Origin of the sequence: Catenulispora yoronensis (assembly GCF_039531695.1) — a bacterium.
Taxonomy (GTDB): Bacteria; Actinomycetota; Actinomycetes; order Streptomycetales; family Catenulisporaceae; genus Catenulispora; species Catenulispora yoronensis.
In genome coordinates, this window is record NZ_BAAAQN010000025.1 from 69,591 (window position 1) to 93,885 (window position 24,295).

General features: G+C 71.8%; 9 protein-coding genes. All 9 read right to left on the reverse strand.

Annotated features, from left to right (window positions below):
* Nucleotides 1-56: 56 nt before the first annotated feature.
* From ABD481_RS21420 to ABD481_RS21460, 9 genes are read right to left on the reverse strand one after another with little or no spacing between them, the layout of a single operon-like run.
* Entirely contained in the window at nucleotides 57-284 is a 228-nt protein-coding gene (locus ABD481_RS21420; protein WP_344667489.1) for a hypothetical protein, read from the reverse strand.
* Between the two features lie 2 nt (nucleotides 285-286).
* Complete coding sequence (locus tag ABD481_RS21425; RefSeq protein ID WP_344667490.1) at nucleotides 287-508, reverse strand: MbtH family protein; 222 nt, start codon at nucleotides 506-508, stop codon at nucleotides 287-289.
* Nucleotides 501-1,043: a hypothetical protein gene (locus ABD481_RS21430; RefSeq protein ID WP_344667491.1), complete on the reverse strand. Its 543-nt coding sequence runs from the start codon at nucleotides 1,041-1,043 to the stop codon at nucleotides 501-503. Before ABD481_RS21430 ends, ABD481_RS21425 begins: the two co-directional genes overlap by 8 nt.
* Complete coding sequence (locus ABD481_RS21435) at nucleotides 1,025-3,664, reverse strand: penicillin acylase family protein (RefSeq protein WP_344667492.1); 2,640 nt, start codon at nucleotides 3,662-3,664, stop codon at nucleotides 1,025-1,027. Before ABD481_RS21435 ends, ABD481_RS21430 begins: the two co-directional genes overlap by 19 nt.
* A gap of 13 nt (nucleotides 3,665-3,677) precedes the next feature.
* Nucleotides 3,678-4,652 (reverse strand): thioesterase II family protein, encoded by a 975-nt coding sequence (locus ABD481_RS21440; protein WP_344667493.1) that lies wholly within the window; start codon nucleotides 4,650-4,652, stop codon nucleotides 3,678-3,680.
* Entirely contained in the window at nucleotides 4,652-8,383 is a 3,732-nt protein-coding gene (locus ABD481_RS21445; protein ID WP_344667494.1) for a thioester reductase domain-containing protein, read from the reverse strand. Before ABD481_RS21445 ends, ABD481_RS21440 begins: the two co-directional genes overlap by 1 nt.
* Complete coding sequence (locus ABD481_RS21450) at nucleotides 8,380-17,991, reverse strand: non-ribosomal peptide synthetase (protein ID WP_344667495.1); 9,612 nt, start codon at nucleotides 17,989-17,991, stop codon at nucleotides 8,380-8,382. The genes ABD481_RS21445 and ABD481_RS21450 overlap by 4 nt, the downstream gene beginning before the upstream one ends.
* The gene (locus ABD481_RS21455; protein ID WP_344667496.1) at nucleotides 17,988-23,306 is read right to left on the reverse strand and encodes an amino acid adenylation domain-containing protein; all 5,319 of its coding nucleotides are present in this window, start codon (nucleotides 23,304-23,306) and stop codon (nucleotides 17,988-17,990) included. The genes ABD481_RS21450 and ABD481_RS21455 overlap by 4 nt, the downstream gene beginning before the upstream one ends.
* A complete protein-coding gene (locus ABD481_RS21460) occupies nucleotides 23,303-24,289 on the reverse strand; it encodes a hypothetical protein (protein WP_344667497.1) in 987 nt (328 codons plus the stop codon). The genes ABD481_RS21455 and ABD481_RS21460 overlap by 4 nt, the downstream gene beginning before the upstream one ends.
* Between the last annotated feature and the right edge of the window lie 6 nt (nucleotides 24,290-24,295).

Consider the following 24,295-nt stretch of genomic DNA (forward strand, 5'->3'; position numbering starts at 1 on the left):
CGGGTGCCGCCGGACCGGGCCCGATCCGGTCCGGCGGCTTCCCGCGAGCAGGGGCCTCAGCCCAGGTCGTCCGGAATGGCGAAACGGAGTTGCTCTCGACAGAACCGTTGCCACTCCACGCTTTCGTCGCGGTACGCGGGCTCGTCGGCGAACGCGTCGGCGGTGATGCTCAGGTCGTCCCACAGGAACAGCGGGCCCTGCGAGGCGTGCGCGCCGACCCATTCGGCCGCCGGTTCGAACGCCCGCAGCGCGTCGGGCGGGTAGGCCCGGCTGTATCGCAGCATCCTCACTCCCCTGCGGCTTGCGCGGCGGCCATCGCCTTGCGCAGGCTCAACGGCCGCATGTCGGTCCACACCTGGTCGATGTGGTCCAGGCAGTCGCGCTTCGGTCCGCGGACGCCGACCTCGGTCCAGCCGTTCGGCAGTTCGCGGCCGGTCGGCCAGATCGAGTACTGCTCCTCATGGTTGATCACCACCGCGTACTCGCGGGTGTCCTCGTCGTCAGACATCGCCGACCGTCTCCTCCTGTTCGGTGCGGACTTCGGTGCGGACTTCGGTCGGCACCGGGACCTCCCCGCCCCCGCCCTTCACGTCCCGGGTGGCTCCGACAACCTGTCGCACCGCCGCGGTCACCCACGCGCCGGCGGCGCACAACAGCACCGCGTACAGCAGCGTGAGCACGTAGCCGAGCCAAGCAGCGTCGTCGCTGATACCGGCCAGGCCGATGGTGACGCGGGAGATCCGCGTGGTGTCCATCTCGACCCAGCGCCGGAACAAGTCGCCACCCCAGCTGACGAGCGGTACCGCCAGCGTGAACGCCGCCACCGCGCGGCCGCGCAGCAGCAGGGCGGCCGCGATGCCGGTCAGGATGGTGACCCACCACCATCCGAGCTGGTTGCCGATCCAGTCCAGGACGACGCCGGAGGCGCCGATCGCCAGGCCGCGGACCAGCGTCCGATCGGGGGCCGCGCCGTCGTACCCGTCAGGGTTCTTCGTCGTGGCGCGCCATCCCGGCAGCCGCCGGGTCAGGGATTGAGTGTCCATGTCCGCCCCTTCGTCGCGGCCAGGGCCTGGTCGCCCTCGATGATCGGTCTGTTCTTTCCGGCGAACCAGTCGGCGAGCCGGTCGGAGTACCAGGGGGAGGCGGGGTTCTCGCTCTGCCCGCCGGGATAGATGCCGACCGACTGTCCGGTGCCCCAGTCGACGACCATCCGCCAGCTGGCACCGCCGACGGCCACGCCGGTAAGGGTCTTGCCGTGCCGCACCGGCGCCGCGCTGACCACGGAGTTGATGGTGCGGCCGCTGCCGCCGGAGGGGAACGGGCCCTCGTCCAGCGTCGGCGACTTCAGCAGCGAGGCGATCATCACCTTGTGCCCGTTGCCGAGCTTCCAGGTGTTCACGTCCGCGCCGCGCTTGCTCTTGAGGTCGGCCACCGCCGCCGCGAACGCCTGCCGCACCACCTCGGGCGCGGTGTGCGTGGTCGAACCCGCGGGTGCGAACACCGGGTTTGCTGTGTCCGAGATCGTCATGTTGATCAACAGGCCATTGAGTCCGTCGACCGCATAGGTGCTGTCGTTCTTCCTGGGCGTAAACACGTCCCGCGGCGGCGCTGGAACCTTGTACTGCTGCCAGACCGGATGCCACACGGCGTACCCGTACAGCACCATGAACCGGCCCCAGATCGTGGCCGCCGTGGAGTTCGCGTCCACCCCGTAGTTCCAACTCTTCAGATCGTTCAGCGCCGCGGTCTGCACCGCGTCCCACTGCTGCCCCGGCGCCTGCAGATACGACAGCACCGTCGGCAGCATCGCGCGCGCCACATCATCGGCCGACGACATCTGCAGGTCCTGCATCTGCTGCGAGGTCACCCCGGTCGCGCCGGTGAGCGCCTTGGTGATCTCGGTGGACCGCCAGCCCTGGTCGAAGAAGTCGTAGCCGCGACCGTAGTAGTAGGGGTAGTCGGTGCCGACCTCGCGCTGGTTCGCGGTCTGCGCGAACCCGGACGGCGGGTTGTAGGTGATCGGCAGCGCCTCGAACGGGATGCTCCCGGTGACGTCGCACTCCCCGGTCCCGGCCATCGGCAGCCATGGCAGGCAGCTGTCGGAGGTCTGCGGCTGGAGGCCGGCGTTGACGATGCCGATGTTGCCGGAGTCGTCGGCGTAGGCGAAGTTCTGCGCCGGGGTGTTCCAGGAGCGCAGCGCCTGGTGGAACTGGTCGAAGCTGGTGGCCTTCTCCACGGTCAGCATGCTGTCGAGGTTGTCGCTGGGCAGAGTCCCGGCGAACCACACCGCGGCGGTGACCCCCTGGACGGTCATGATGGGACCGTGCACGGTCATCCGGGTCGTGTAGGTGACTGTCGAGCCGTCATGCTGCTTGATCTTGTTGACGATCTTCGTCATCGGTCGCCACTGGCCGTCCCAGTAGTACTGGTCGGGATGCGCGGCGTCGGTCTGCTCCAGGTAGTAGAAGGTGCCGGGCCGCTGGGAGTTGGTCAGGCCCCAGCTGATGTGCTGGTTCTTGCCGTCCAGTACCGCCGGGATGCCCGGCACTGTCACGCCGGCCAGCTGGTACGACGGCGAGCGCAGCTCCACCTGGTACCAGATCGACGGCATGGTCAGGTTCAGGTGCGGGTCGGAGGCCAGGATCGGCTTGCCGGAGGCCGTGAGGCTGCCGGAGACCACCCAGGCGTTGCTGTCACCGATGGTGTGGTAGGCGTTCGCGGGCAACTGCGACAGTCGGTCCTGGAACTGTGCCGAGGCCTCGATCGCCTGTTGCGAGGAGCCGGTCTGGAACTCCTGTGCTTGGCCCGCCGCCTGCGGCACCGTGCCTCCCGTCGGCGTCGGCGCCCCGTCGTCGCGCGCCGGGATCGGGGTCAGCGGCAGCTTCTGGTAGGGGCCCGGGTCGTACGGGTACTGCGGGTTCTGCCCGACGGGCTGGTACAGCTGCTCGAACTTCTGCCGGCCGAACGCGCCGGCGATGTAGCTGTACGCCGTCGGCAGCGGGTCGAAGGCCAGGGTCTGGGTCTCCAGCCGCTGCACCGCGAGGCTGTCGACCGGGGTCCACTGCTCGACGGGGAAGTTCATGAGCTTGTAGTAGAGCGGCAGCGAGTTGTCCTTTTTCATCTGCGCGATGGCGGCGTTGACACCTTGGGTGTACTGGGTGAGAACGGCGCGGGCCGGGGATTGGGCCGGCAGCGAGTCCCAGTCGCGCTGGGACGCGCGCAGCAGGCCGAGGTCGAGTTCGTATTCGTCGGACGGCAGCGCGGCCGGGTCGTTGGTGGTCTCGGCGAGCCGGCCCTCGGCCTGGCGGCGCGCCATGTCCATCTCGAACAGGCGGAAGCGGGCATGGGTGTAGCCCAGGGCCCGGTACATGTCGGCGTCGGTGCCGGCCTGGATGTGGGCGGTGCCGTCGCTCTCGAACGACACGGTGGCGCCGCCGGTCAGGCCGGGCAGCTTCAGGTTCTGGTCGTGCGGCGGGTCGCCCTGGTCGGCCGTGGTCCACACGCCGGTGCCGGGGTTGATGGCGGCGCCGAGGGGCGGGATGGTGCCGGCCCCGGCGACCGAGACCTCCAGGACCGCCACGGCCAGGACGAGTGCCCCGACCAGCGAGACCGCGCGCAGGCCGAGCCGGCCACGCGGTGTCAGGTCCCTTCTCCATGATCTCAAGGTGCTGCCTCCTTCAGGTGCGGCCCGCCGCGTGGGTGGCCCGGTCGGCCGCGGTCAGGGTGGTCCGGACGGTGCGGAGCACGTTGTGCTCCTGGTCGAACAGGGCGAAGTGGCCGCCGGGCAGGGTGACGCGGGTGAACGGTCCGGCGGAGCACCGCCCCCAGGCGGTCAAGGCGCCCGGTGGTGCTGCGGGGTCGTGCAGTCCGCCGAGCGCGGTGATCGGTGCGGTCACGGTCGCGGCGGGGTCCGGGGTGTGGGCCTCGGCGGCCTCGTAGTCGGCGCGCAGGGCCGGGGTGACGAGGTCGACGAGGTCGGGATGGGCCAGGACGTCGGGGTCCAGTCCGCCGAGGCGGCGGACGTGGGTGAGGAAGGCCGGATCGGTCAGGGTCCGCACCGGCGGGTCGGCGCTCCGGGACGGCGCGGGAGCGGCGCCGGAGATGAAGAGGTGCAGCGGGCGGGCCCCGTCGGCTTCCAGGCGGCGCGCGAGTTCGAAGGCGAGCAGGCCGCCGAAGCTGTGGCCGAGCAGGGCGAAGGGTCGGTCGAGGTGCGGCGCCATGGCGTCGGCCAGCGCGTCGACGATGTCGACGACGCGGCGCAGCGGCGGTTCGACGACGCGGCGCTCGTGGCCGGGCAGGCAGACCCCGATCAGGTCGATCCCGGGCAGACGGTCGGCCCAGCGCAGGTAGCGGGCCGGGCCGGAGCCGGCGTGCGGGAGGCAGAACAGGCGGACGGCGGAGTCGGCGGTGGCGGTGGCGGTGGTGCCGGCGGCGGTAGCGGTGCCGGCAGCAGCAGCGTCGACAGTGTGAGCGGTGTCAGCGCTCGTGGTAACCGCGATGCCGGCAGCAGCGGGTTCAGCGGCGGCGGTGGCAACAGCACCAGCAGTGCGAGCGGCGGCAGCGTTCATGGCAACCGCGGTGGTGGCATTGGCAGTGCCAGCAGCAGCATCAGCCGCCCAGCGCAGCCACAGCCCGGTGGTCCCAGCCGTCATCACCGCGCCCCGCTCTCGCTGAGCTCGGGCACCATGCCCTGCCGGACCAGGAAGGCGACTGTCTTCGCGACGTACTCCACATCGATGGCCGGGAAGCCGGCGTCGCCGCCGAGGCCGGACAGGGTGTTGTCGATCTCGACCACGCCCGGGTCGCCGTTCATCGGGCCGTCGATCGACAGCAGGGCGGCCAGGCCGTCCAGGCGTCCGGCGGTGCGGCGGGCCAGCTGTACGCGCCACTGCGCGTACGGCACGGTGTCGAACCGGTAGCCGGTCTGCGTGAGGTACTCGTGGATGGATTTCATCGGCGCGACCTGCGGGTTGTAGAACTGGTGCACAGGGTTGGGCCGCGGTGCGAGCCGGGACAGGCGGACGATCGCGCCGGAGACCTGGTCCACCGGCAGCACGTGCAGCGGGATCGGGGTGTCCTCGGGCATCAGGGCCGCGATCAGGCTGCCGGCCAGGCACAGCGCCAGCTGGTCGCGGATGCCGACCGCGCCGGTGCCGGTGGCGCCGGTGATCAGCCACGGCCGGTACACCCCGACCGGCAGGCCCCGCCGTCCGGCCTCCAGGACGAGGTGCTCCCCCGTCTTCTTGCTGAGCACGTAGCCGTCGGAGGTGCCGACGTCCAAGGGTCCGGGGCGTTCGGGCAGGACGTCGCCGACCCGCATGTCGATGGTGGAGATGTAGTGGACCGGCGTCGGACGCCCGGTGCAGGCCAGGCGCAGGATCTCGGTGGTGCCGACGACGTTGGGGGCGCGCAGCACGCGGTAAGGAAGGATGAAGTTCATGTGCGCGGCGCAGTGGTAAATGACGTCGAGCCGGTCGGCGAGCTCCGCGAAGCCGGCCTCGTCCAGACCGAGACGCGGCAGGGTGAGGTCGCCGGGAAGGACGGTCAGCTTGGCGACGTCGACGTCCTGGTCGTAGTCGGCCAGGTTCGCCGCCAGACGCTCGGCGGGATTCTCACCACGGACCAGGCACACGACCTCGGTCGCACCGTTCCGCAAAAGCTCGGCAATCATGTGGCCGCCAAGGAACCCAGTGCCTCCAGTAAGCAGCACGCGCCCGAGGCCGCCGTCCGGTGGCACGGGCCTCGCGACGCCGGAGGGGACGACGTCGGCGGGCAGCTGCTCGTCATGCAGCGCGGCGGCCACGGCGCTGTCGGGAACACCGGGCCCGTCGGGGCCTTCGAGCGCGGCGGCGAGGGTGGCGACGGTGGAGTGCGTGAACAGCGTCTTCAGCGGCACCGGCATCCCGACGGCCTCCGGCAGCGCGACGATCAGCCGCGCAGCGGTGAGCGACGTGCCACCGGCCTCGAAGAAGTCGTCGTGGACACCGATGTCGCGACGGTCCAGCACCGTGCCGAAGCAGTCCAGGATCGCCCGCTCCAGGTGAGTACGGGGACGGACGGCGCCTTCGTAGCCGCTGGTTCGCCGCGCGGTCGCGGCGAGGAGCGCTTCAGGAGTGTCGGGCAGCTCGGACAGCCCGAGATACCGGTCGGGCAGGAGCCGAGCGGGGAGCTCGGAGGCCAGGAAGGCAACGAGATCCGGTTCCGCGACGGTCTCGGCGACGTACACCGCGACGGTCTCACCGGTGGCGGTACGAACGGCGGCAGCGGCGGTGACCTCCGGGTGGGCGCACAGGGCAGCTTCGAGTTCTGCCAGATCCGGCGAGTCAAGGAGTTCGACGACACCGTCGATCAGCCGTGCGGTGCGGCCGGTACGAAGCCAGCGCGCGCCGTCCGGCGCCGGGGTGAGGACCTCGGCGGTCCGCGCAGCGCCATCGCGATGGTGGAGTGGCTCGACCGTGCCGGAGAACCAGAGTTCGCCACGGGCTCCGGGGAGGGCCGGCCAACCAGTGAAGTCGGTGAGCCCGAGCGTCGGGTCGGTACCCGCGAGAGCACGCAGCGGGAAGTACAAATCACTGCTGACCTGGGCTGGCACCAGCGGATGGAAGCTCTGCGACAGCCTTCGGGCCAGCCGATCCCAAGAGTCGCCGCCGGAATCCATCGCCTGCGCGCCAGCGGTGGGGTCGATGACTGAGATCTGAAGATCTTTCAGGTCTTCACGATCTGTGAGGAGTACCACGCCACGATCAAGGCGCCGCGCCAGGTATGCGGGCGGCGCGGTGGGATCCAGCTCGATGAACGGGGTGCCCAAGAGGCGTGCGATCGCGCTAGCGCACTCGCGAACCGTCTCATCCCGAACACAGATCCCGACCACGACAGGGCGATCCGAGAACAAAGCAGCTATCGCTCCGATCTCCGAACCGGCGCGTTCGGCAAGGCTCTCGGGTACACGCCTGATCCCAAGCACCTCTTCGGCAACCCTCTGCGCCTCGTCGGAGCTCACCTCAGCAACCGCCGCCAGCCCTGCCCCGACCGGAAGCGCCGACACCCGCACCCCGAGGTCCTCGCCCATCGCGGTCAGCACCGCGACAACGTCTGCGAGGATCCCCTCGGCGGTCCCCACCTCGAACAACGCCGTCGCGTAGACCAGGTTCAGCCGGAACCCTTCGGCGGCCAGCTGGGCATCCAGCGTCAGGTCGTAGCTGGCCACGCCGCCAGCGACCGGCGCGGGCGACAGTGTCGCGCCGTCGACCCCGACCTCGCCCGAGAGCCCGTCCTGCACCGCCAGCAGTACCTGCGTCAGCGGCGCGCGGCCCAGGTCACGGGGTGGGTCGAGTTCGGTGACGAGGTGCTCGAACGGCAGGTCCTGGTGCGCGTATCCGTCCAGACAGGTGCGGCGAGCGCGGGCCAGCAGGTCGCGCAGGGTGGGGTCGCCGGACGCGTCGACAGGCAGGGCCAGCATGTTGATGAAGCAGCCGAGCAGGTCGGCGGTCTCCGGGCGGGTTCGTCCGGACACCGGCGTGCCGATCATGAACGCCGGCTGTCCGGAGCGCCGGGCCAGCACGGCCTGGTACGCGGTCAGCAGCAGCATGAACGGCGTCGCGCCCTCGGATCGCGCGGCGTCGACCAGCGTCGCGGCCAGCTCCGGTCCGATCTCCCGGGAGGCCATCGCGCCGCCGAAGTCCTGCTCCGGCGGGCGCGGGTGGTCGGTCGGCAGGTCCAGGACGCGCGGGACGCCGGCCAGTGCTCGTTTCCAGTACGCGAGCTGCTCGTCCAGACCGCTGTCGGCCAACGTCTCGCGCTGCCAGACTGCGAAGTCCGCGTACTGGATCGGCAGCTCGGGCAGTTCCGCCGCCACCCCGCGCACCTCGGCCCGGTACAGCTCCGCCAGGTCCCGGACCAGCAGGTCGGCCGACCAGCCGTCGCAGACGGTGTGGTGCAGCACGATCAACAGCAGCCCCTCGTCCGCGGTGATCCGCACCAGCGCGGCGCGCATCAGCGGACCCTGCCGCAGTTCGAACGACGACCCCGCCTGCTGCCTGCCGACCGACTCGGCCGCGGCGCGCGCCTGCTCCCCCGGCAGGCCGCTGACATCGACGACGCGCAGCACCGTCCTGGCTTCCGGCGCGATGATCTGCACCGGCGCGGTCCCGTCGTGGTCGAACCTGGTCCGCAGCACCTCGTGCCGATCGGCCAGCGCGGTCAGCGCACGGTCCAGGGCGACGGCGTCGAGGCGGCCCTGGACCCGCAGCGCGGCGGTGATCGTGAACGCGGCGCTGCCGGGATCGAGCTGCTCCAGGAACCAGATCCGCTCCTGCGCGAAGGAGAGCGGGAAGACGTCCTGCGTCGCGGCGTCGAAGCCGGCGGAGTCCTGCACAGTGGTCATGGCAGTCTTCTCTCGGACTGGGTGGTCTGGGCCCGGCGGACCTGCCGCCGGATGGTGGTGGTCTGGCCGGCGGCGCGCAGCAGCCGGGCGATCCCGGCGACCGTGGGGTCCACGAAGACATCGCGCAGCCGCAGCTCGCACCCGAAGCGTTCGCGCAGCCGGGCGGCGATGCGCGCGGCCTGCAGCGAGTTGCCGCCCAGGACGAAGAAGTCGTCGTCGACGCCGACCAGGCCGGTGTCGGTGCCGAGGATCTCGGCCCAGACTTCGGCGACGGCCGTCTCGAAGGGGTCGCGTGGCGCGGCTGCCGATCCGGTCCGCTGCCTCGGCACAGGGTCGGGCAGGGCCGCGCGGTCGATCTTGGCGTTGTCGCCGAGCGGCATCGCCGTCAGGACCACGATGTCGGCCGGGACCATGTAGTCCGGCAGGCGGCCGCGCAGCCGACGGCGCAGATCCTCGGGATCGAGGTCCTCCCCGGGCGCGGGTACTGCGTAGCCGACCAGCCGGGCGTCGGCGCCGCGGCCCCGCAGCACGGCGGCTGCCTGGCGCACGTCCGGTTCGGCGGCCAGGGCGGCCTCGATCTCGCCGAGCTCGACCCGGAAGCCGCGGATCTTGATCTGGTTGTCGGCGCGGCCGCGGAATTCCAGCAGGCCGTCGGGGCCGTGCCGGACCACGTCGCCGGTGCGGTACAGCCGCGCGCCCCTGCGGCCGGAGAGCATGTCCGGCACGAACGCCGCGGCGGTCTCCGCGGCCCGGCCCAGGTATCCGCGGCCCAGCGAGGCGCCGCCGACATACAGCTCCCCCCACACGCCGGGCGGAACAGGTCTGGCGTGGCGGTCCAGGACGTAGAGCTCCACCAGCGGCATAGGGACGCCGAGCGGCACCCGGCTGCGGGACTGGGCCCGCTTGCAGGTCCAGCCGGTGACGGCGATCGCGGTCTCGGTGGGTCCGTACATGTGCAGCAGGTCGGCAGAGCCGTGGGCGAAGAACGCCTCCTGCGTCGCGACCGGCAGCGTCTCGGCGCCGCACATGACGTAGCGCAGCGAGTCCGGGAACACGGCGCCGGCGGCGTCGAGCGCCTCCACCGCGAGTTCGAGCATGGAGGGCACGAAGTGGGTGATGGTGATGCCCGCGTCCTCGATCAGGTCGACGAGGTATTCCGGGTCCCGCTGGCTGCCCGGTCTGGCCAAAACGAGTTCGGCGCCGGCCAGCAGGGGCCAGAACACCTCCTTCACGGCGACGTCGAAGGTGGTGGTGGTCTTGTGGAGCATCCGGTCCGAGGCGTCCAGCGGCCAGTCCTGCTGCATCCACAGCAGGTTGTTGCAGATGGCGCGGTGCTCGATCTGCACGCCCTTGGGCTTGCCGGTGGATCCGGAGGTGTAGACGACGTAGGCGACATGCCCCGGGGAGACGGCCACGGACAGCGGTCCGGCGTCGCCGGTCGTCTGCCATTCGGGCTGGTCGATGTGGATGTGCGCGGGCTCGGGCGGCAGGACCCGGTCGCCCGCGGTGTCGGTCACGACCAGGCGCGCGCCGGCGTCGGCGAGGATGTCGGCCAGCCGTGCCGGAGGCTGCGCCGGATCCAGGGGCAGGAATCCGGCGCCGGTCTTGAGGATCGCGTACTGGGCCACGACCGCTTCCAGGCTGCGCGGCAGCGCGACGCCGACGACGTCGTCGGGCCGCACGCCACGGTCGACAAGGTGCCCGGCGAGCCGGTTGGCGCGGCTGTCGAGTTCGGCATAGGTGAGCCGGGGCCTGGGCTGTCCGAGGTCGGTGGCCATGGAGACCGCCACCGCGTCGGGAGTCGCGGCGGCCTGGGTCTCGACGAGGGTGTGCAGGCACACCAGGGGGTCGTAGTCGGCGGGTACCCGGTTGAAGTCGCGCAGCCAGGTCTGCTGCTCGGCCGGGCTCAGGGTGCTGATTTCGGACAGCGGCCGGTCGGGGTCGGCGACGAACTCGCGCAGGGTTCGCACGTAGTACTCGGCGAACCGGGCCATCAACGGTTCCTGATAGACGTCGGTGTCGTACTCCAGACCGCCAGCGATGCCGTCGGGGGTGTCGTCGGGAGTGTCGATCAAGTTCAGGACGACGTCGAACTTGGCCGTGCGGTTCGGCACCGCCAGCGGCTCGACCGCCAGGCCGGGCAGTTCCGGCACCGCGCCCGCGGCGTTGTTCAGCGCGATCATCACCTGGAACAGCGGGCTGCGGGCCGGGTCGCGCTGCGGCGCCATCGCCTCCACCAGGGTTTCGAACGCGACGTCGGGGGCGGCGTAGGCGTCCAGACAGGCGCGGCGGGCGCGGCCCAGCAGTTCCCGCACGGTCGGATCACCGGAGGTGTCGACGCGCAGCACGAGGGTCTCGGCGAACAGGCCGACGACGTCGGCGGCGCCGGGAACGGTCCGGTTGGCGGCCGGAGTGCCGATCAGCAGGTCCTCCTGGCCGCTGAACCGGGTCAGGGTGGCGGCGAAGGCGGCGAGCAGCACCATGAACTCGGTGCCGCCGGACTCCTGGGCCAGGGTTCTGATACGTCCGGTGAGGCCGGTCCCGGCCGCCAGGGGCAGCGTGCGGCCACGGTGGCGGCGCTCGGGCGGTCGGGGCCGGTCGGCGGGCAACTCCAGGGTGTGCGGGGCGCCGGCGAGTTCCTCGCGGCGCCGGGTGAGCTGGCCGGCGGCCCGGGCGCCGCGGCCGCGCTGCCAAGCGGCGTAGTCACTGTGGCGCAGGGCGGGCTCGGCCAGTTCGGTCCCGGTGTAGGCGGCGGCCAGGTCGCGCGCCAGGAGCGAGACCGACCAGCCGTCGGCGATGATGTGGTGCAGCAGCAGGACCAGGACGTGATCGTGCTCCGACAGCCGGATCACGGTGACGCGGAACGGCGGCTCGCCCTCGGCGAGACGGAACGGCCGAGTGGCCGCGGCGTCGGCCAGCACGGCCGCGAGCTGCTCGGGGTCCGGAACAGCGGCGAGATCGATGACCCTCAGGGCCGCCTCCGACGCCGGGAGGCTGCGCTGGACGGCGCGGCCTTCGACGTCTTCGAACACCGTCCGCAGAGCGGGGTGCCGCACCACGAGCGCATCGAACGCGCGACGCAACGCGGGGACGTCGAGCGGGCCGGTCAGGCGAGCGGCGATCGGGACGTTGTACGCCGGGGACTCGGGTGCGTACTCGGCGAGGAACCACAGGCGCTCCTGGGCCGAGGACAACGGGAACGGGCCGTCGCCGGGCAGCACCGGGACCGGGTCGGCGGGTCCGGCGGTCCGGGCCCGGGCCCAGTCGGCGAGCGCACTCGGACTGGGATGTTCGAACACTGTCAGCACCGGGACGTCCGTGCCGAGCACGGCGGACAGGCGGGTCGCGGCGTGGGCGGCGTCCAGGGAGTGGCCCCCGGCAGCGAAGAAGTCGTCGCCACCGGCCAGCGGGCGGCCCAGGACGTCGGACCAGACCTGGACCACCAGGGCCTCCAGTCCGCCGCGCGGGCCGAGGTCCGGACCGGTGGCTGCGGGCCGGATCGGAAGGGCCGCCAGCGCGACGCGATCGAGCTTGCCGTGAGGCGTCGACGGAAGCCCGGGGAGCGGGAGCAGCAGATCGGGAATCAGGTAGCCGGGCAGCAGGCTGCCCAGGTGGGTCCTCAGCCCGACGGGATCAGGACCCTGTTTCGCTGTCGGGTCGAGCACGTAGTAGCCGACGAGACGGCCTTCCCGCGCGACGACTGCCGCAGCCGACACGCCGGGATGCGCGGTGAGGGCGGACTCGGCCTCGCCGGGCTCGACGCGGTAGCCGCGGATCTTCAGCTGCGCGTCTGCCCGGCCCAGATGCGCCAGGCGCCCGGCCCGGTCGTAGCGCGCCAGATCCCCAGTGCGGTACCACCGCGCTCCATCGGCTGCCGGGACGAAGCGTTCAGCGGTGGCGGCCGGGCGGCCGGCGTAGCCGAGGCCCAGTCCGGCTCCGGAGATCCAGACCTCGCCGACCGCGCCGACCGGGACGCGGGAGCCCGATCCGGTCGCGAGTTTCAGCGCGGTGCCGGGGATGGGTCGCCCGATCCCGATGCGGTCGGGGTCGTCGACGCGCGCGACGGTGGACCACACGGTCGTCTCGGTGGGCCCGTAGAGGTTCCACAGCTCGGCACCGTGTTTCAGCAGTTCGGACGCCACCCCAACGGGCAGCGCCTCGCCGCCGCACAGCGCACGGAAGCCCGGTCCGGGCCGCCACCCGGCGTCCAGGAGCAGCCGCCAGGTGGCCGGGGTGCCCTGCAGCACGTCGCAGTCGGCAGCCTCCAACAGCCGTGCGAGCGCCGTCCCGTCGTGGGTGGTGGCCGGGTCGGCGAGGGTGACACAGGCCCCGGACGTGAGCGGGCCGAAGAGTTCGAGGGCTGCGATGTCGAAGGTGAAGGGAGTGACCGCGACCAGTCGGCTGCGCGCGGACAATCCGGGCTCGTGGCCCGTCATCGCGGCGAGGAAAGCGGTCAGGGCAGAATGCGGGACGGCGACGCCCTTGGGTTCGCCGGTGCTGCCGGAGGTGAAGAGGATGTAGGCGGGGCTGTCCGCCGGCACCGCGTGCGACCGGTCGACGAGAGCGGCCGAACCGGCAATCACGTCGGCGTCGATGGGCAGCACCGCCGCGAAGGTGATCCGGGCTGCCGACTCCGAATCCGTCAGCACCACGGCGACATCGGCGATCTCCGCCATTCGCCGCAGCCGCGCCTCGGGCAGCGCCGGATCCAACAGCACGTACGCCGTACCGGCGAGCCAGCATCCGAGCAGCGCGGAAACCGTGCCAGGAGTGCGTCCGGCGCAGATCCCGACGGCCGCGCCGGACGCGACACCGGCCGACCGGAGCTGCGCGGCCACCTTCCCGGCGGACTGCCACAGCTGTCCGTAGCTCCACACCGAGCCGTCCTCCGCAGCGATCGCCGACCGGTGCGGATCGGCGGCGGCGGTTCGGGCGACTGCGGCCAGTACGGATTCACCGACCAGCAGCTCGGATCCGTCACCCCAATCGCTCAAGGACTGCGCGTCGGTCTCTGTCAGAATCGTTTCGAGCACGACGTCCGCGTCAGCGGTCATCGCGTCCAGGAGCTCGACGAAGTGCCCGAGCATTCCGGACACGGTCTGCTGATCGAACAACGCCGTGTCGTATTCGCAGAAGCCGCCGATTCCCCCGAACCCCCGGCCACCAGCGTCACCAGCGCGGTCTTCACCGCCAGGACCGACACGGCCGTGACGGCCTTCGCCGCGACCATCGCCGCCACCGCCGACATCGCCACCACGGTCATGACCGTCACCGCCTTCGTCGTCGCCATCGGTGAGCCACAGCGCCAGGTCGAACCGCGTGACCGGCAACTCGGCCGCGAGCGGCCGCACCCGCAGTCCCGGCAGCTCCAGGCGCGGCGGGGCGGTGTTGTTCAGCGCGAGCATCGTCTGCACCACCGGGTTCCGGGACAGGTCCCGCTCCGGGGCCAGCGCCTCGACGAGCTTCTCGAACGGCAGGTCCTGGTGCGCGTACGCCGCCAGGCACACCCGCCGCATCCGCGCCAGCAGCTCGCGCGCGGTCGGCTCCCCGGACAGGTCCGCACGGAGCACCACGGTGTTGGCGAAGCTGCCGACGGTGCGCTCGACATCCGGGTGCGGGCGGCCCGCGACGGGCGTCCCGAACAGCACGTCGTGCTGCCCGCTGTAGGCCGACAGCATGGCGGCGAATGCGGCCGCCAGCACCATGAACTCGGTGCAACCCGCCAAGGCGGCCAAAGCCCTGATCCGGACCGCCAGCGCAGCCGGGACCACCAGCGGCAGCGCAGCTCCGTCGAACCGCTGGCGCGGCGGCCGCGGGCGGTCGGCCGGCAGCTCCACCACGAGAGGGGCGCCGTTCAGTTCGGAGCGCCAGAAGGCGGTGAGGGCGCCTAGGGCCGCCCCGGTCATCCTGTTCCGCTGCCAGTGTGCGAAGTCGCCGTACTGGACGACGACCGACTCGGCCGGGACTTCGGCCCGGCCCAAATACGCCGCACCGATCTCCTCGGCCAGGATCGCCGCCGACCAGCCGTCCGCGGCGATGTGGTGGACGACGACCGAGAGCACGTACTCCTCGTCGCCGACGCGGACCAGCAGGGCCCGGACCGGGACCTCCCGAGCCAGGTCAAACGGCCGCCGCACGACGTCAAGGAGCAGGCGGTCGGCGAGCGCCGGATCGGCGGCGGCGTCGACATACAGCAGCGCGACCGGCTCGGCCAGGACGGAAAAGAGCCCCTCGTCACCTTCCCGAACCACCGAGCGCAGGACTTCGTGCCGGGCCACCACCGTGTCCCAGGCCGTGGCCAGGCGGGCAGCGTCCAGCGGCCCGATGATCCGCGCCGAGAGCGGCAGATGGTAGGCCGGGGAATCGGGCTCCAGGCGGGACAGGAACCACAACCGCTCCTGTGCGTACGACAGTGGCGCCGGGCGTGGTCCCGGCTCGATCGCGCCGGCCGCCGAGCCGGGTTCGGCCGCCGCCACGACCTCGGACAAGGCAGCGAGCGTGGTGCGGGTGAACACCGTGATCAGGTCGAGGGCGACGCCAAGCCGTGCGGCCAGGCGCGAGACGAGGCGCGACGCCAGCAGCGAGTGGCCTCCGAGGTCGAAGAAGTCGTCGTCGGGGCCGATCGCAGAGTCCTCCACACCCAGCAGTTCCGCCCAGATCCGGGCGACGGCGTCCTCGGTCGCGGTCCGAGGGCGGGCCGGGTCGGCAGAGTGTTCGGCCCAGCGGGGTACCGGCAGCCGAGTCGGATCGACCTTGCCGTTGCGGGTGAGCGGGAGGGAGTCGATCACCGAGAGCGAGGCGGGAACCAGGTAGTCCGGCAGGGTCGTGGCCAGCCAGGAGCGCAGTTCCGCCATGGCGGTCGGGTGGTCGATGACCACATACGCGGCCAGTCGGTTGTCCGTGGCTGAGAGCCGGTGTGCGGTCACGGCGGCCGCCGTGATCGCTGGGTGCCGCATGAGCACGGCCTCGACCTCGCCCGGCTCCGCACGATGGCCGCGGATTTTCACCTGCGAGTCGCCGCGTCCTCGGAACAGCAGCGAACCGTCGCCGAGCCGGCGGGCCAGATCGCCCGTGCGGTACCAGCGCTCGCCGTCCGGCCCGGGGACGAAACGCTCAGCTGTCCGCGCAGGTTGACCGGTGTAGCCGCGAGCCAGCCCGGGACCGCCGATCCACACCTCGCCGACCGCCCCGCTTGGCACCGGACGGCCGTCGGCGTCGCGCAAAACCACTCGGCTGCCGTTGACCGCATGGCCGATCGGAACGCTCAGCAGACCGCTGATATCCCTGCTGCCAACCGACACCGGATACGCCGTGACACAGGTAGTCGCCTCGGCCGGGCCGTAACCGTTGACGACGATCAGGCCGGGCGCAGCCGCCAGAGCGCGGCGTACGTGCGGAACCGACAGCGCCTCGCCGCCGATCAGCACGGTCCGCAGCCCGCACAGCGCTGCCGGATCCTCGTCCACGACCGCGTGAAACAGCGCGGTCGCCATGACAGCCGCAGTGACACCGTGCTCGCGGATGGCGGCACCGATCGCTTCAGCGGTGAACGCCAACTCGGGATGCACCACGCCGCACGCACCGTGCAACAGCGTGCCCCAGATCTCCCAGGTGGCCGCGTCGAAGGACACTGACGACAGCCACAACAGGGTCCGGTCCGGGCCCAGGCCGCTGTAGTCGCCGGGCCGGACCAGGTCGACGACGCCGCGATGCGTGAGCGCGACGGCCTTGGGGCGTCCGGTGGAGCCGGAGGTGAAGATCTGAGCCGCCAGCATGTCAGGATGCGGCGATTCCTCGAACGCGCTCTCGGACTGTTCGGCCCAGGAGTCGCGGTGATCGATGAACAGGGTGTCGACCGTCGCGAGGAAATCAGCACCCGGAGTCGTAGTGATGGCGTGGGCTATTCCGGCTTCGGCGAGCATGAGTTCCAGACGCTGCTGCGGATATCCGGCGTCCAGCGCCACGTAGTGCCCGCCGGCCTTCAGCACTGCCAGGCACGCCACCGCGAAGTCCGCGGACCGTGGCAGGCACACGCCGACCGGGGTTTCCGGGCCTACTCCGCGACCGCGCAGGGCCCGGGCGATCTGGTTGGTGAGCCGGTCCAGGTCGCGGTAGCTGAGGGTACGGTCGCCATCGACGATGGCCGGCGCGTTCGGGCTCGCCGTGACCATCGCGGCGAACAGGTCGACGATTGTCCCAGTGTGCTGCGACCGCGCCTGAGGACCTTCGGCTTCGGCAGCGTCCGTGGCCAGCGGCACCTCACCGATCGGCCGTGCCGGGTCGGCGACCGCCGCGGCCAGGAACCCGGCGAAACAGTCGGCCAACGAGCCGACCGTGGCGGCGTCGAGCAGATCGGAGCGGTACTCCCAGGCGATGTGCAGGGCCTCGCCGTCTTCCTCGATCAGACAGCCGAGGTCGAACTTGGCATCGGAGGCGTCGATCGGCACCGGCTCGGCGCGCACTCCGGCCAGCAGGTCGGAGACATCGAGGCGGGGTTGCAGCGTGAGTCCGACGTCGAACAACGGCGCGCGGCCCGGAACCCGCGCGGCACCGGATGCCGCGACGATCCGCTCCAGCGGCGCGGCCTGATGGGCGAGGGCCTCGCGACCGCGGTCGCGAACCTGTTCCACCAGCGCCGAGAAGCCGGTGCCGTCGTCGATGACGGTGCGCTGCGGCAACGTATTGACGAAGCAGCCGACCAGGGCGGCCGTCTCCGGACGGATCCGTCCGGAGACCGGGACGCCGACGACCAGGTCGTGGGAGCCCGTGAACCGCCGCAGGACGGCGGCCAGCCCGGCGTGCAGAACGGTGAACAGAGTGGTCCGGGATTCGCGGGCCTGGCTACGAAGCTGCCCCACGACGTGTGCTGGGATCACCGTGCGATACGTCGCGGCCGGGCCCGCCTCGCTCGTCGGGCGGAGACGATCGGTCGGAAGGTCCAACGGCTCGGGCGGATCCGCGAGAGTGTGCTGCCAGTACGAGACGGCCGCGTCAGCTTGCGCACGCGCATCGGCTCCGGCTTCCCAGACCGCGTAGTCACCGCACTGGATCGGAAGCGGCGCGAAAGCCGGTGTCTCGCCGTCGTGCTCGGTGCGGTAGGCCGCTGCCAGATCGGTGAGCAGAATCGGCAGAGACCAGGCGTCTGCGGCGATGTGGTGCACGGCGATCAGGAGCAGGTACTCGCCGGGGTCCATCGGCCACAGGATCGCGCGCACCACAGGACCGGCGGCCAAGTCGAAGGGCTCTGCGACAGCCGCGCGCAGGGCGTCGAGGGGCTCCACCCCGTTGCGCTCACGGATCTCCAGCCGGATATCGGCTTCAGCATGGACCTGCTGCACCGGGACTCCGTCGATCGTGGAGAAAACGGTGCGCAGCGCCTCGTGCCGGGTCGCGACGGCCGTGAGAGCGCGCTGGAGCGCGGGCAGGTCCAGCTCGCCATACAGGCGCAGCGCGGCCGGCATCGTATAGCGCGAGCTGTGCGGCGCCAGGTGATGGAGCAGCCATATGCGGCGCTGTGCGGCGGTCGCCGGAAACGTCGTGAGGCCGCGCTCGGCGTCGGCATGCAGGCGCTCGGCCAGCTGGCGCCTCGGCGCTGACAGGTCGGTCATGCTCCACTCACCTCGTCGGTCAGCAGCTGGACGATGTCGTCGGGCAACGCGGCGATGCGCGCGGCCAGGGCGGCGGGGTCGTCGAACGCCCGGGGCAGGACGGTGATCGGCGCCGCCGGCGCGGTGGCCGCGGCCAACGCCTCGGCCAGCCCCGCGACCGTCGGGTGGCTGAACAGCGCGACCACCGGCACGTCGACGTCGAGCGCGGCTCCGATCCGGAGAGCGGCCTGCGCGGCCAGCAGGGAGTGACCGCCCAGGTCGAAGAAATCGTCGTGGCGTCCGACGCGGCGTCCGCCCAGCAGCTCGCCGACGATGTCGGCGACGGTGCGCTCGCGGTCGTCGGCCGGAGGTTCGAACGCCGGGCCGCGAACCGCCTCCGGGAGCGGCAGGGCGCGGCGGTCGAGCTTGCCGTTGACGGTCACCGGCCAGGCGTCGAGGACGACGACGGCCGAGGGCACCATCGGCGCCGGGAGGACGGTGCGGAGACGGGCTCGGAGGTCGGCGGGCGCCGGCGGGACCGGCCCGTCCGGCACCGCGTAGCCGACCAGCACCGGCTGTCCGCCGATCGGCCGCGTCACCACCAGCGCCGATCCCACGCCCGGCTGGGCGGCCAGCACGGCCTGCACCTCGCCGAGCTCGATCCGCACCCCTCGCAGCTTGACCTGCTGGTCGCGGCGTCCCAGAAACCTGAGATGTCCGTCGGGCCGGTACCGCACCACGTCCCCGGTGCGGTACATCCGCGCACCGGGCCGCTCGGCGAACGGATCCGGCACGAACGCCTCCGCGGTCGCTCCGGGACGCCCGAGGTAGCCGCGCGCCAGGCCGACGCCGCCGACGTGCAACTCCCCCGGCACGCCGACCGGGACCGGACGGCCCGCGGCGTCCAGCACCCGGACCGGGCAGTTCCGCACCGCACGGCCGATCGGCACCATGCCGGAACCCGAACCGTCCGGGTCGAGCCGGTGCAGGGTGGCGAAGATCGTGGCCTCGGTCGGACCGTAGCCGTTGACCACCGAAAGCCCCGACAACCCCGGCAGCCCCGGCAGCCCCGGCAGCCCGGCGGCGATGCGCCGCAGCAACGGCTCCGGGGTCGGTTCGACGCTCACTATGAGGCGCCGCAATCCCGACCGCGAGATCCCGGCTTCCAGGGCGCTCAGCGCGAAGGGCGGGACGTAGGCATGAGTGATGCCGCGTTCGGCGAGCCATTGCACGTACTGCTCGGCGTGCGGCCGGATCTCGGCGGGCACCACATCGACCGTGGCCCCGGCGCGCAATGCGCTGAAGATCTCGAACACGGAGACGTCGAAGCCGCCGCTGGTCCACCACGCACAGACGTCGCCGGCCTCGCTCGCCAGAGCATCGAGCAGGTTGACGACTCCGGTGTGGGTGACGCAGACGCCCTTCGGTTCTCCGGTGGAACCCGACGTGTACATGACGTACGCCGCGTTGTCCGGGCGTGCGATCTTGCGCGGCGCGGCGCGCTCGGCGTCTAGTTCGGCCGAGTCCACCGGAGACACGCCCCGCCCGAGGGCGCGCGCCAGGTCGGACGCGTACGGCTCCGGGCCGATGAGCAGGCGGATCCCGGCATCGTCGGCCAGGGAGGCGAGGCGCGCGGTGGGGTGATCGGGGTCCAGGGGGACATAGGCCGCGCCGGCCTTGAGAACCGCGAGAGCCGCGGCGATGAAGTCGGCGGAACGGTCGGCGAGGATTCCGACCCGAGCCTCCGGCCTGGCGCCGAGCTGATGCAGGCGGTCGGCGAGGGCGTCGCTCCAGCGCGTCAGGCGGCCGTAGGAGATCGTACGGTCACCGTCTCGGACGGCGATGGCATGCGGAGTCTGACATGCGTGGCGATCGACGGCCTCGTGGATGAGCTCGTCGGATACTGCGGCGACCGGGGCGTTCCAGTCGGTCTTCTCGGCTGGGGAGCGGAGATCGACCTGTTCAGCGGTGATCGCCGGGTCAGCGACGACTTGGCTGAGCAGCAAGGCGAAATGGCCAGTGAAGCGGATGGCCGTGTCGGGATCCCAGAGCGCGCTGTCATAGGTGAGACCACAGCGCAGACTCTCGGCGGTGCGGACGATCTCCACAGACAGGTCAAGCTGCGCGCCGGTGGTGGCGACAGGCCGCGACGTGAAACGGAGGTCGCCGACGTCGACGGATCCGGCATCGAGCAGGAACGAGGTCAACGGGTCGTCGGCCGAGGTCTGCTGGAGCGCGAACAGCGTCTGGAACAGCGGGCTGCGACCTGGGTCACGGTCGGGATGGGCGATCTCGACGAGGCGTGGCAACGGGATCCGCTGTCCGGCCAGCGCCTCGCGCACGCGGGAGGCGACATGCCGGACCGTTTCCAGGAAGGTTCCGTCAACGGTGAGCTCGCACCGCACCGGGACGACATTGACCGCGAGGCCGAGCACGCCGGAGGTCTCCGTGGTCAGGCGTCCAGGCGCGGGCGCGCCAATGACAAGGTCGGATGCGCCGGTATAGGCGTGCAGGAGCCAGGCGTAGGCGGCGAGCAGAACGGTGTAGGGCGAGACGTGTTCGGACGCGGCGAGTGCGTCGACCGCTCGCGCGGTGTCCGGCGACAGGTCGTGGAGATGGCGCACGCCGAGGAAGCTCTGGACGGCGGGGCGGGGCCGGTCGGTGGGCAGGTCGAGCGGATCCGGCGGATCGGCCAGGCGGTGGTGCCAGCGGCCGAGGGCCTCTCGTGCCTCGGTCGTGGAGAGGTAGGCGCGCTCGGCGTGGACGGCGGCGGCCATGTCCGGGCCCTGCGTCGGCGAGGAAGGCGCCGCCGCCCCGATCAGTTCGCGGATCAGGGCGGTCAGGGACCACAGATCCGCCGTGATGTGGTGAACGGCGAGCGCCAGGACATGGCGATCGGTACCGAGCCGCCAATGGCGGATCCGCCACAGCGGCCCGGTTTCCAGGTCGAAGGGCTCGTCGACCAGGGCTTGGATCGCACGGTCCACGCGGGTCGGCTCCCAGCCGGTCGCGTCGACGGATGCCCAGTCGACCGACGACGGGCCGACGATCCGGTAGGGCTCGCCGTCGCGGACACCGAACCTCGTGCGCAGAGCCGCATGACGGGCGATCGCGGTGTTCAGCGCGGCGGAGAACGCGGCAGGTTCGAAGGCGCCGGCGACGTCGGCCGCGTGGCCGAGGTGGTAGGCGGTGGAGTCCGGAGCCAGGCGATGCAGGAACCACATCGCGCGTTCGCCCTCGGTGAGGGCGTCGGTGGAGGCGGACGGCGCAGGCTCGGTGCCGGTCGCCGAACGGGCCAGCGTCCGCAGGTCAGCACCCGACATCAGGTCCGGCAGATGCAACCGGATGCCGGCTGCCTCGGCGCGCACCGCCAGGTCAGCGGCCTTGACCGATTCCAGCCCGAGCGCTGCCAGCGGCACGTCGGCGTCGAGTGTCCCGGTCGCGACGCCGAGCACCCCGGCCGCCGCCTGCCGGAGCAGGTCGACGAGCGCCTCGGTGGCCGGGCCGGTCTCGGCCGCGTCAGGGGCCGGTGTCGGTGCTGGCGCTGGTGTCGATGTCGGTGTCGGTGTCGGTGTCGGTGCTGGCGCTGGTGTCAGTGTCGGCTCGGCGGCGGTGCTTCTCAGCGCCGCGCTAGTCCCGGCACCGTCGTCGAACAGCACCGGCAGTTCGTCCGCAGCCAAGGCCCGGCGGCACTCGGAGCGCCGTACCTTCCCACTCGACGTTTTCGGCAGACCGCCTTTGCCCAGCAGCACCACGCGGGACACGGCCACGCCGTGGTCTCCCAGTACCGCGGCCCGCACCGCTCCCGAGATCTCGGCCAGCGGCAGCGGCTTCGGCCCCTGGACCTCGTGCACGACCGCCAACCGCTCCTCGCCGCCGATTTCCACGGCGACCGCCGCGCCGCAGCCGGGACGCAGTGCCGGGTGCGCGGCCGCCGCGGTGTGCTCGACGTCGTCCGGGGCGACATTGCGACCGCGCACGATGATCAGGTCCTTGCGACGTCCGGTGATGTACAGCCCGCCGCCGTACAGGAATCCCAGATCGCCAGTGCGGACCCGGCCGTCGGCGAACTCGGCGGCTCCGCGGTCACCCCAGTACCCCGCGGCGACCGACGGCCCGGAGACCGTGATCTCGCCGATCGTCCCCTCCTCGACCGGCGAGCCGCTGTCCGGATCGACGATCGCGACGGCTCCGTCGGCCGGAGGCGTCCCGCAGGACACCAGGCGCCGCTCGGAGGCGTCGGCGCCGGCGCCGGCGGTGACCTCAGGCGGCAGCGCACAGCCACCGGCCGCGAGGGCATCGGCGGAGAACGCGGTGACCTCGGGATCGGCGTCGAAGCGGACTCCGGTCACCATGAGCGTGGCCTCGGCCAGTCCGTAGCACGGAAAGTAGGCCCGCCTGCGGAAACCCGCCGCCGCGAAAGCCTTAGCAAACGCGTCCAGTGTCGCCGGACGCACCTGCTCGGCGCCGGTGAAGGCCACCGTCCACCGGCTCAGGTCCAGCGCCTCGCGCTGGGCCGGCGTCGTCTTGCGGACCGCGAGGTCGTAGGCGAAATTCGGACCTCCGCTGGTGGTGGCGCCGTAATCGGAGACGGCGCGCAGCCATCGCCAGGGCTCGCGCAGAAAGCTCAGCGGGGACATCAGCGTCACGGGGAACCCGGCGAACACCGGCTGGAGGATCCCTCCGATCAGCCCCATGTCGTGGTACGGCGGCAGCCAGATCACGCCGCGGCTGGACTCGGAGTGTCCGAACCGGTCGCGGATGAAGGCCGAGTTGTGCAGCAGGTTGGCGTGGGTGACGACGACGCCCTTGGGCTGCCCGGTGGAGCCCGACGTGTACTGGAGGAACGCGACCCGTTCCGGGTTGTGCCGCACTCGCCACGGCCCGCCCACCGACGCGGCGGTGTCGGTGGCGATCCAGGTCGGCGCCACGCCGGTCCCGCGCAGCACCGGTTCGAGGAGGTCGCGGGCCATGCCGAGGAACGCGGCCTCGGTCAGGACGGCGGCGGGAGTGGCGTCCGCGGCGATCCCCGTCAGGCGGGCCGCCTGGCGGGCGTCCAACGGCGGATAGGCGGGCACCGCGATGACTCCGGCGTACAGGCAGCCGAAGAAGCCCGCGACGTACTCGGGTCCCGGCGGATACAGCAGAAGCGCTCGCTCCCCGGCGCGGCAGGTGTCGGCCAGCGCGGCGGCGATGGCCCGTGCGCGCGCGTCCAGCTCGGCGTAGGTGAGCTCGACGGCCCTCCCGTCGTCGCCGAGGAAGGTCAGGGCTTCACGGCCCGGCTGCTCCGCACCGCGGCGGACGAGCAGTTCGGCGAGGGTCTCCGGAATCGTCATAGGGACCTCAGGGTGTTGAGGCGGGACCGTTCCAGCTGTTCCAGCACCCCGACGGCCTTGGCCGTGCTGTCCGTGCTCATGCGCAGGCTGACCACGTGCTCGCCGTCGAATTTGGCGCACACCCGCTTGTGGGCGTCGTAGGTGGCCTCGACGGCCGTGATGAACTCCTCGCGCCGCGCGGCCAGCGGCCCGTCCAGGGTCGGGAAGACCTCGCGCAGCTCGCGGAAGCGCCGGATGAGCAGGTCGTGGTCCTCGGACATGACCCCGGACAGGCCGACCGGCAGATACGGCGGCGCCATGGCCGGCCGGACCGCGCCGCCGTAGTCGCCGGGCTGGAAGTCGGAGGCGAAGCACATGGCGTCACCGGACGCGGACATGACGACCGTCGCGAAGGCCAACGCCTCGTCGGCGGCCTCGATCCGACCGGCGTTCACCGCGGACTGGAAGCAGCCCAGGCCCAGCACGATGGCCTGGATCAGCGGAAAGAACATGTGATGGCCGCTGCGCCAGCGGCGGTGCGGATCCAGCGCCGCGTTTCCGATCGGGACCGGAGCGGGCTGCGGCGCGCCGATGGGCAGGCCGAGGATGTAGGCGATGGTGGCCTCGATGCCGTGCCGCAGCCTCCCCCACTGTTCGTCGTCCAGCGTCGCACCGCAGCGAACGGCCTCGCGCAATACGGTCCGGTAGCCGACGAGCGCGCAGTGGGCGAGCAGTTCGGTCGCGGCGTCGGCAGCGCGGAACACGCCGAAGAACCCGTCGTGCACGGCGAAAAGCCGTTCCTTGCGCGGCAGGCCGCCGGTGAACGCCGACCGGTCGAGCTTGATCCCGGGCGGACGGATCGGGACGTCGGCCAGGCGCGCGAGCAGTTCGGTGTCGCTCAGGGCCCGCCGGGCGACCAGCGGGCCGAGCTCGGCGACGGCGGCGGTGACCGGGCCGGATCGCAGGGAACCGACATCAGTGGGCAGATATGTGGGGCGAACCATCACAAG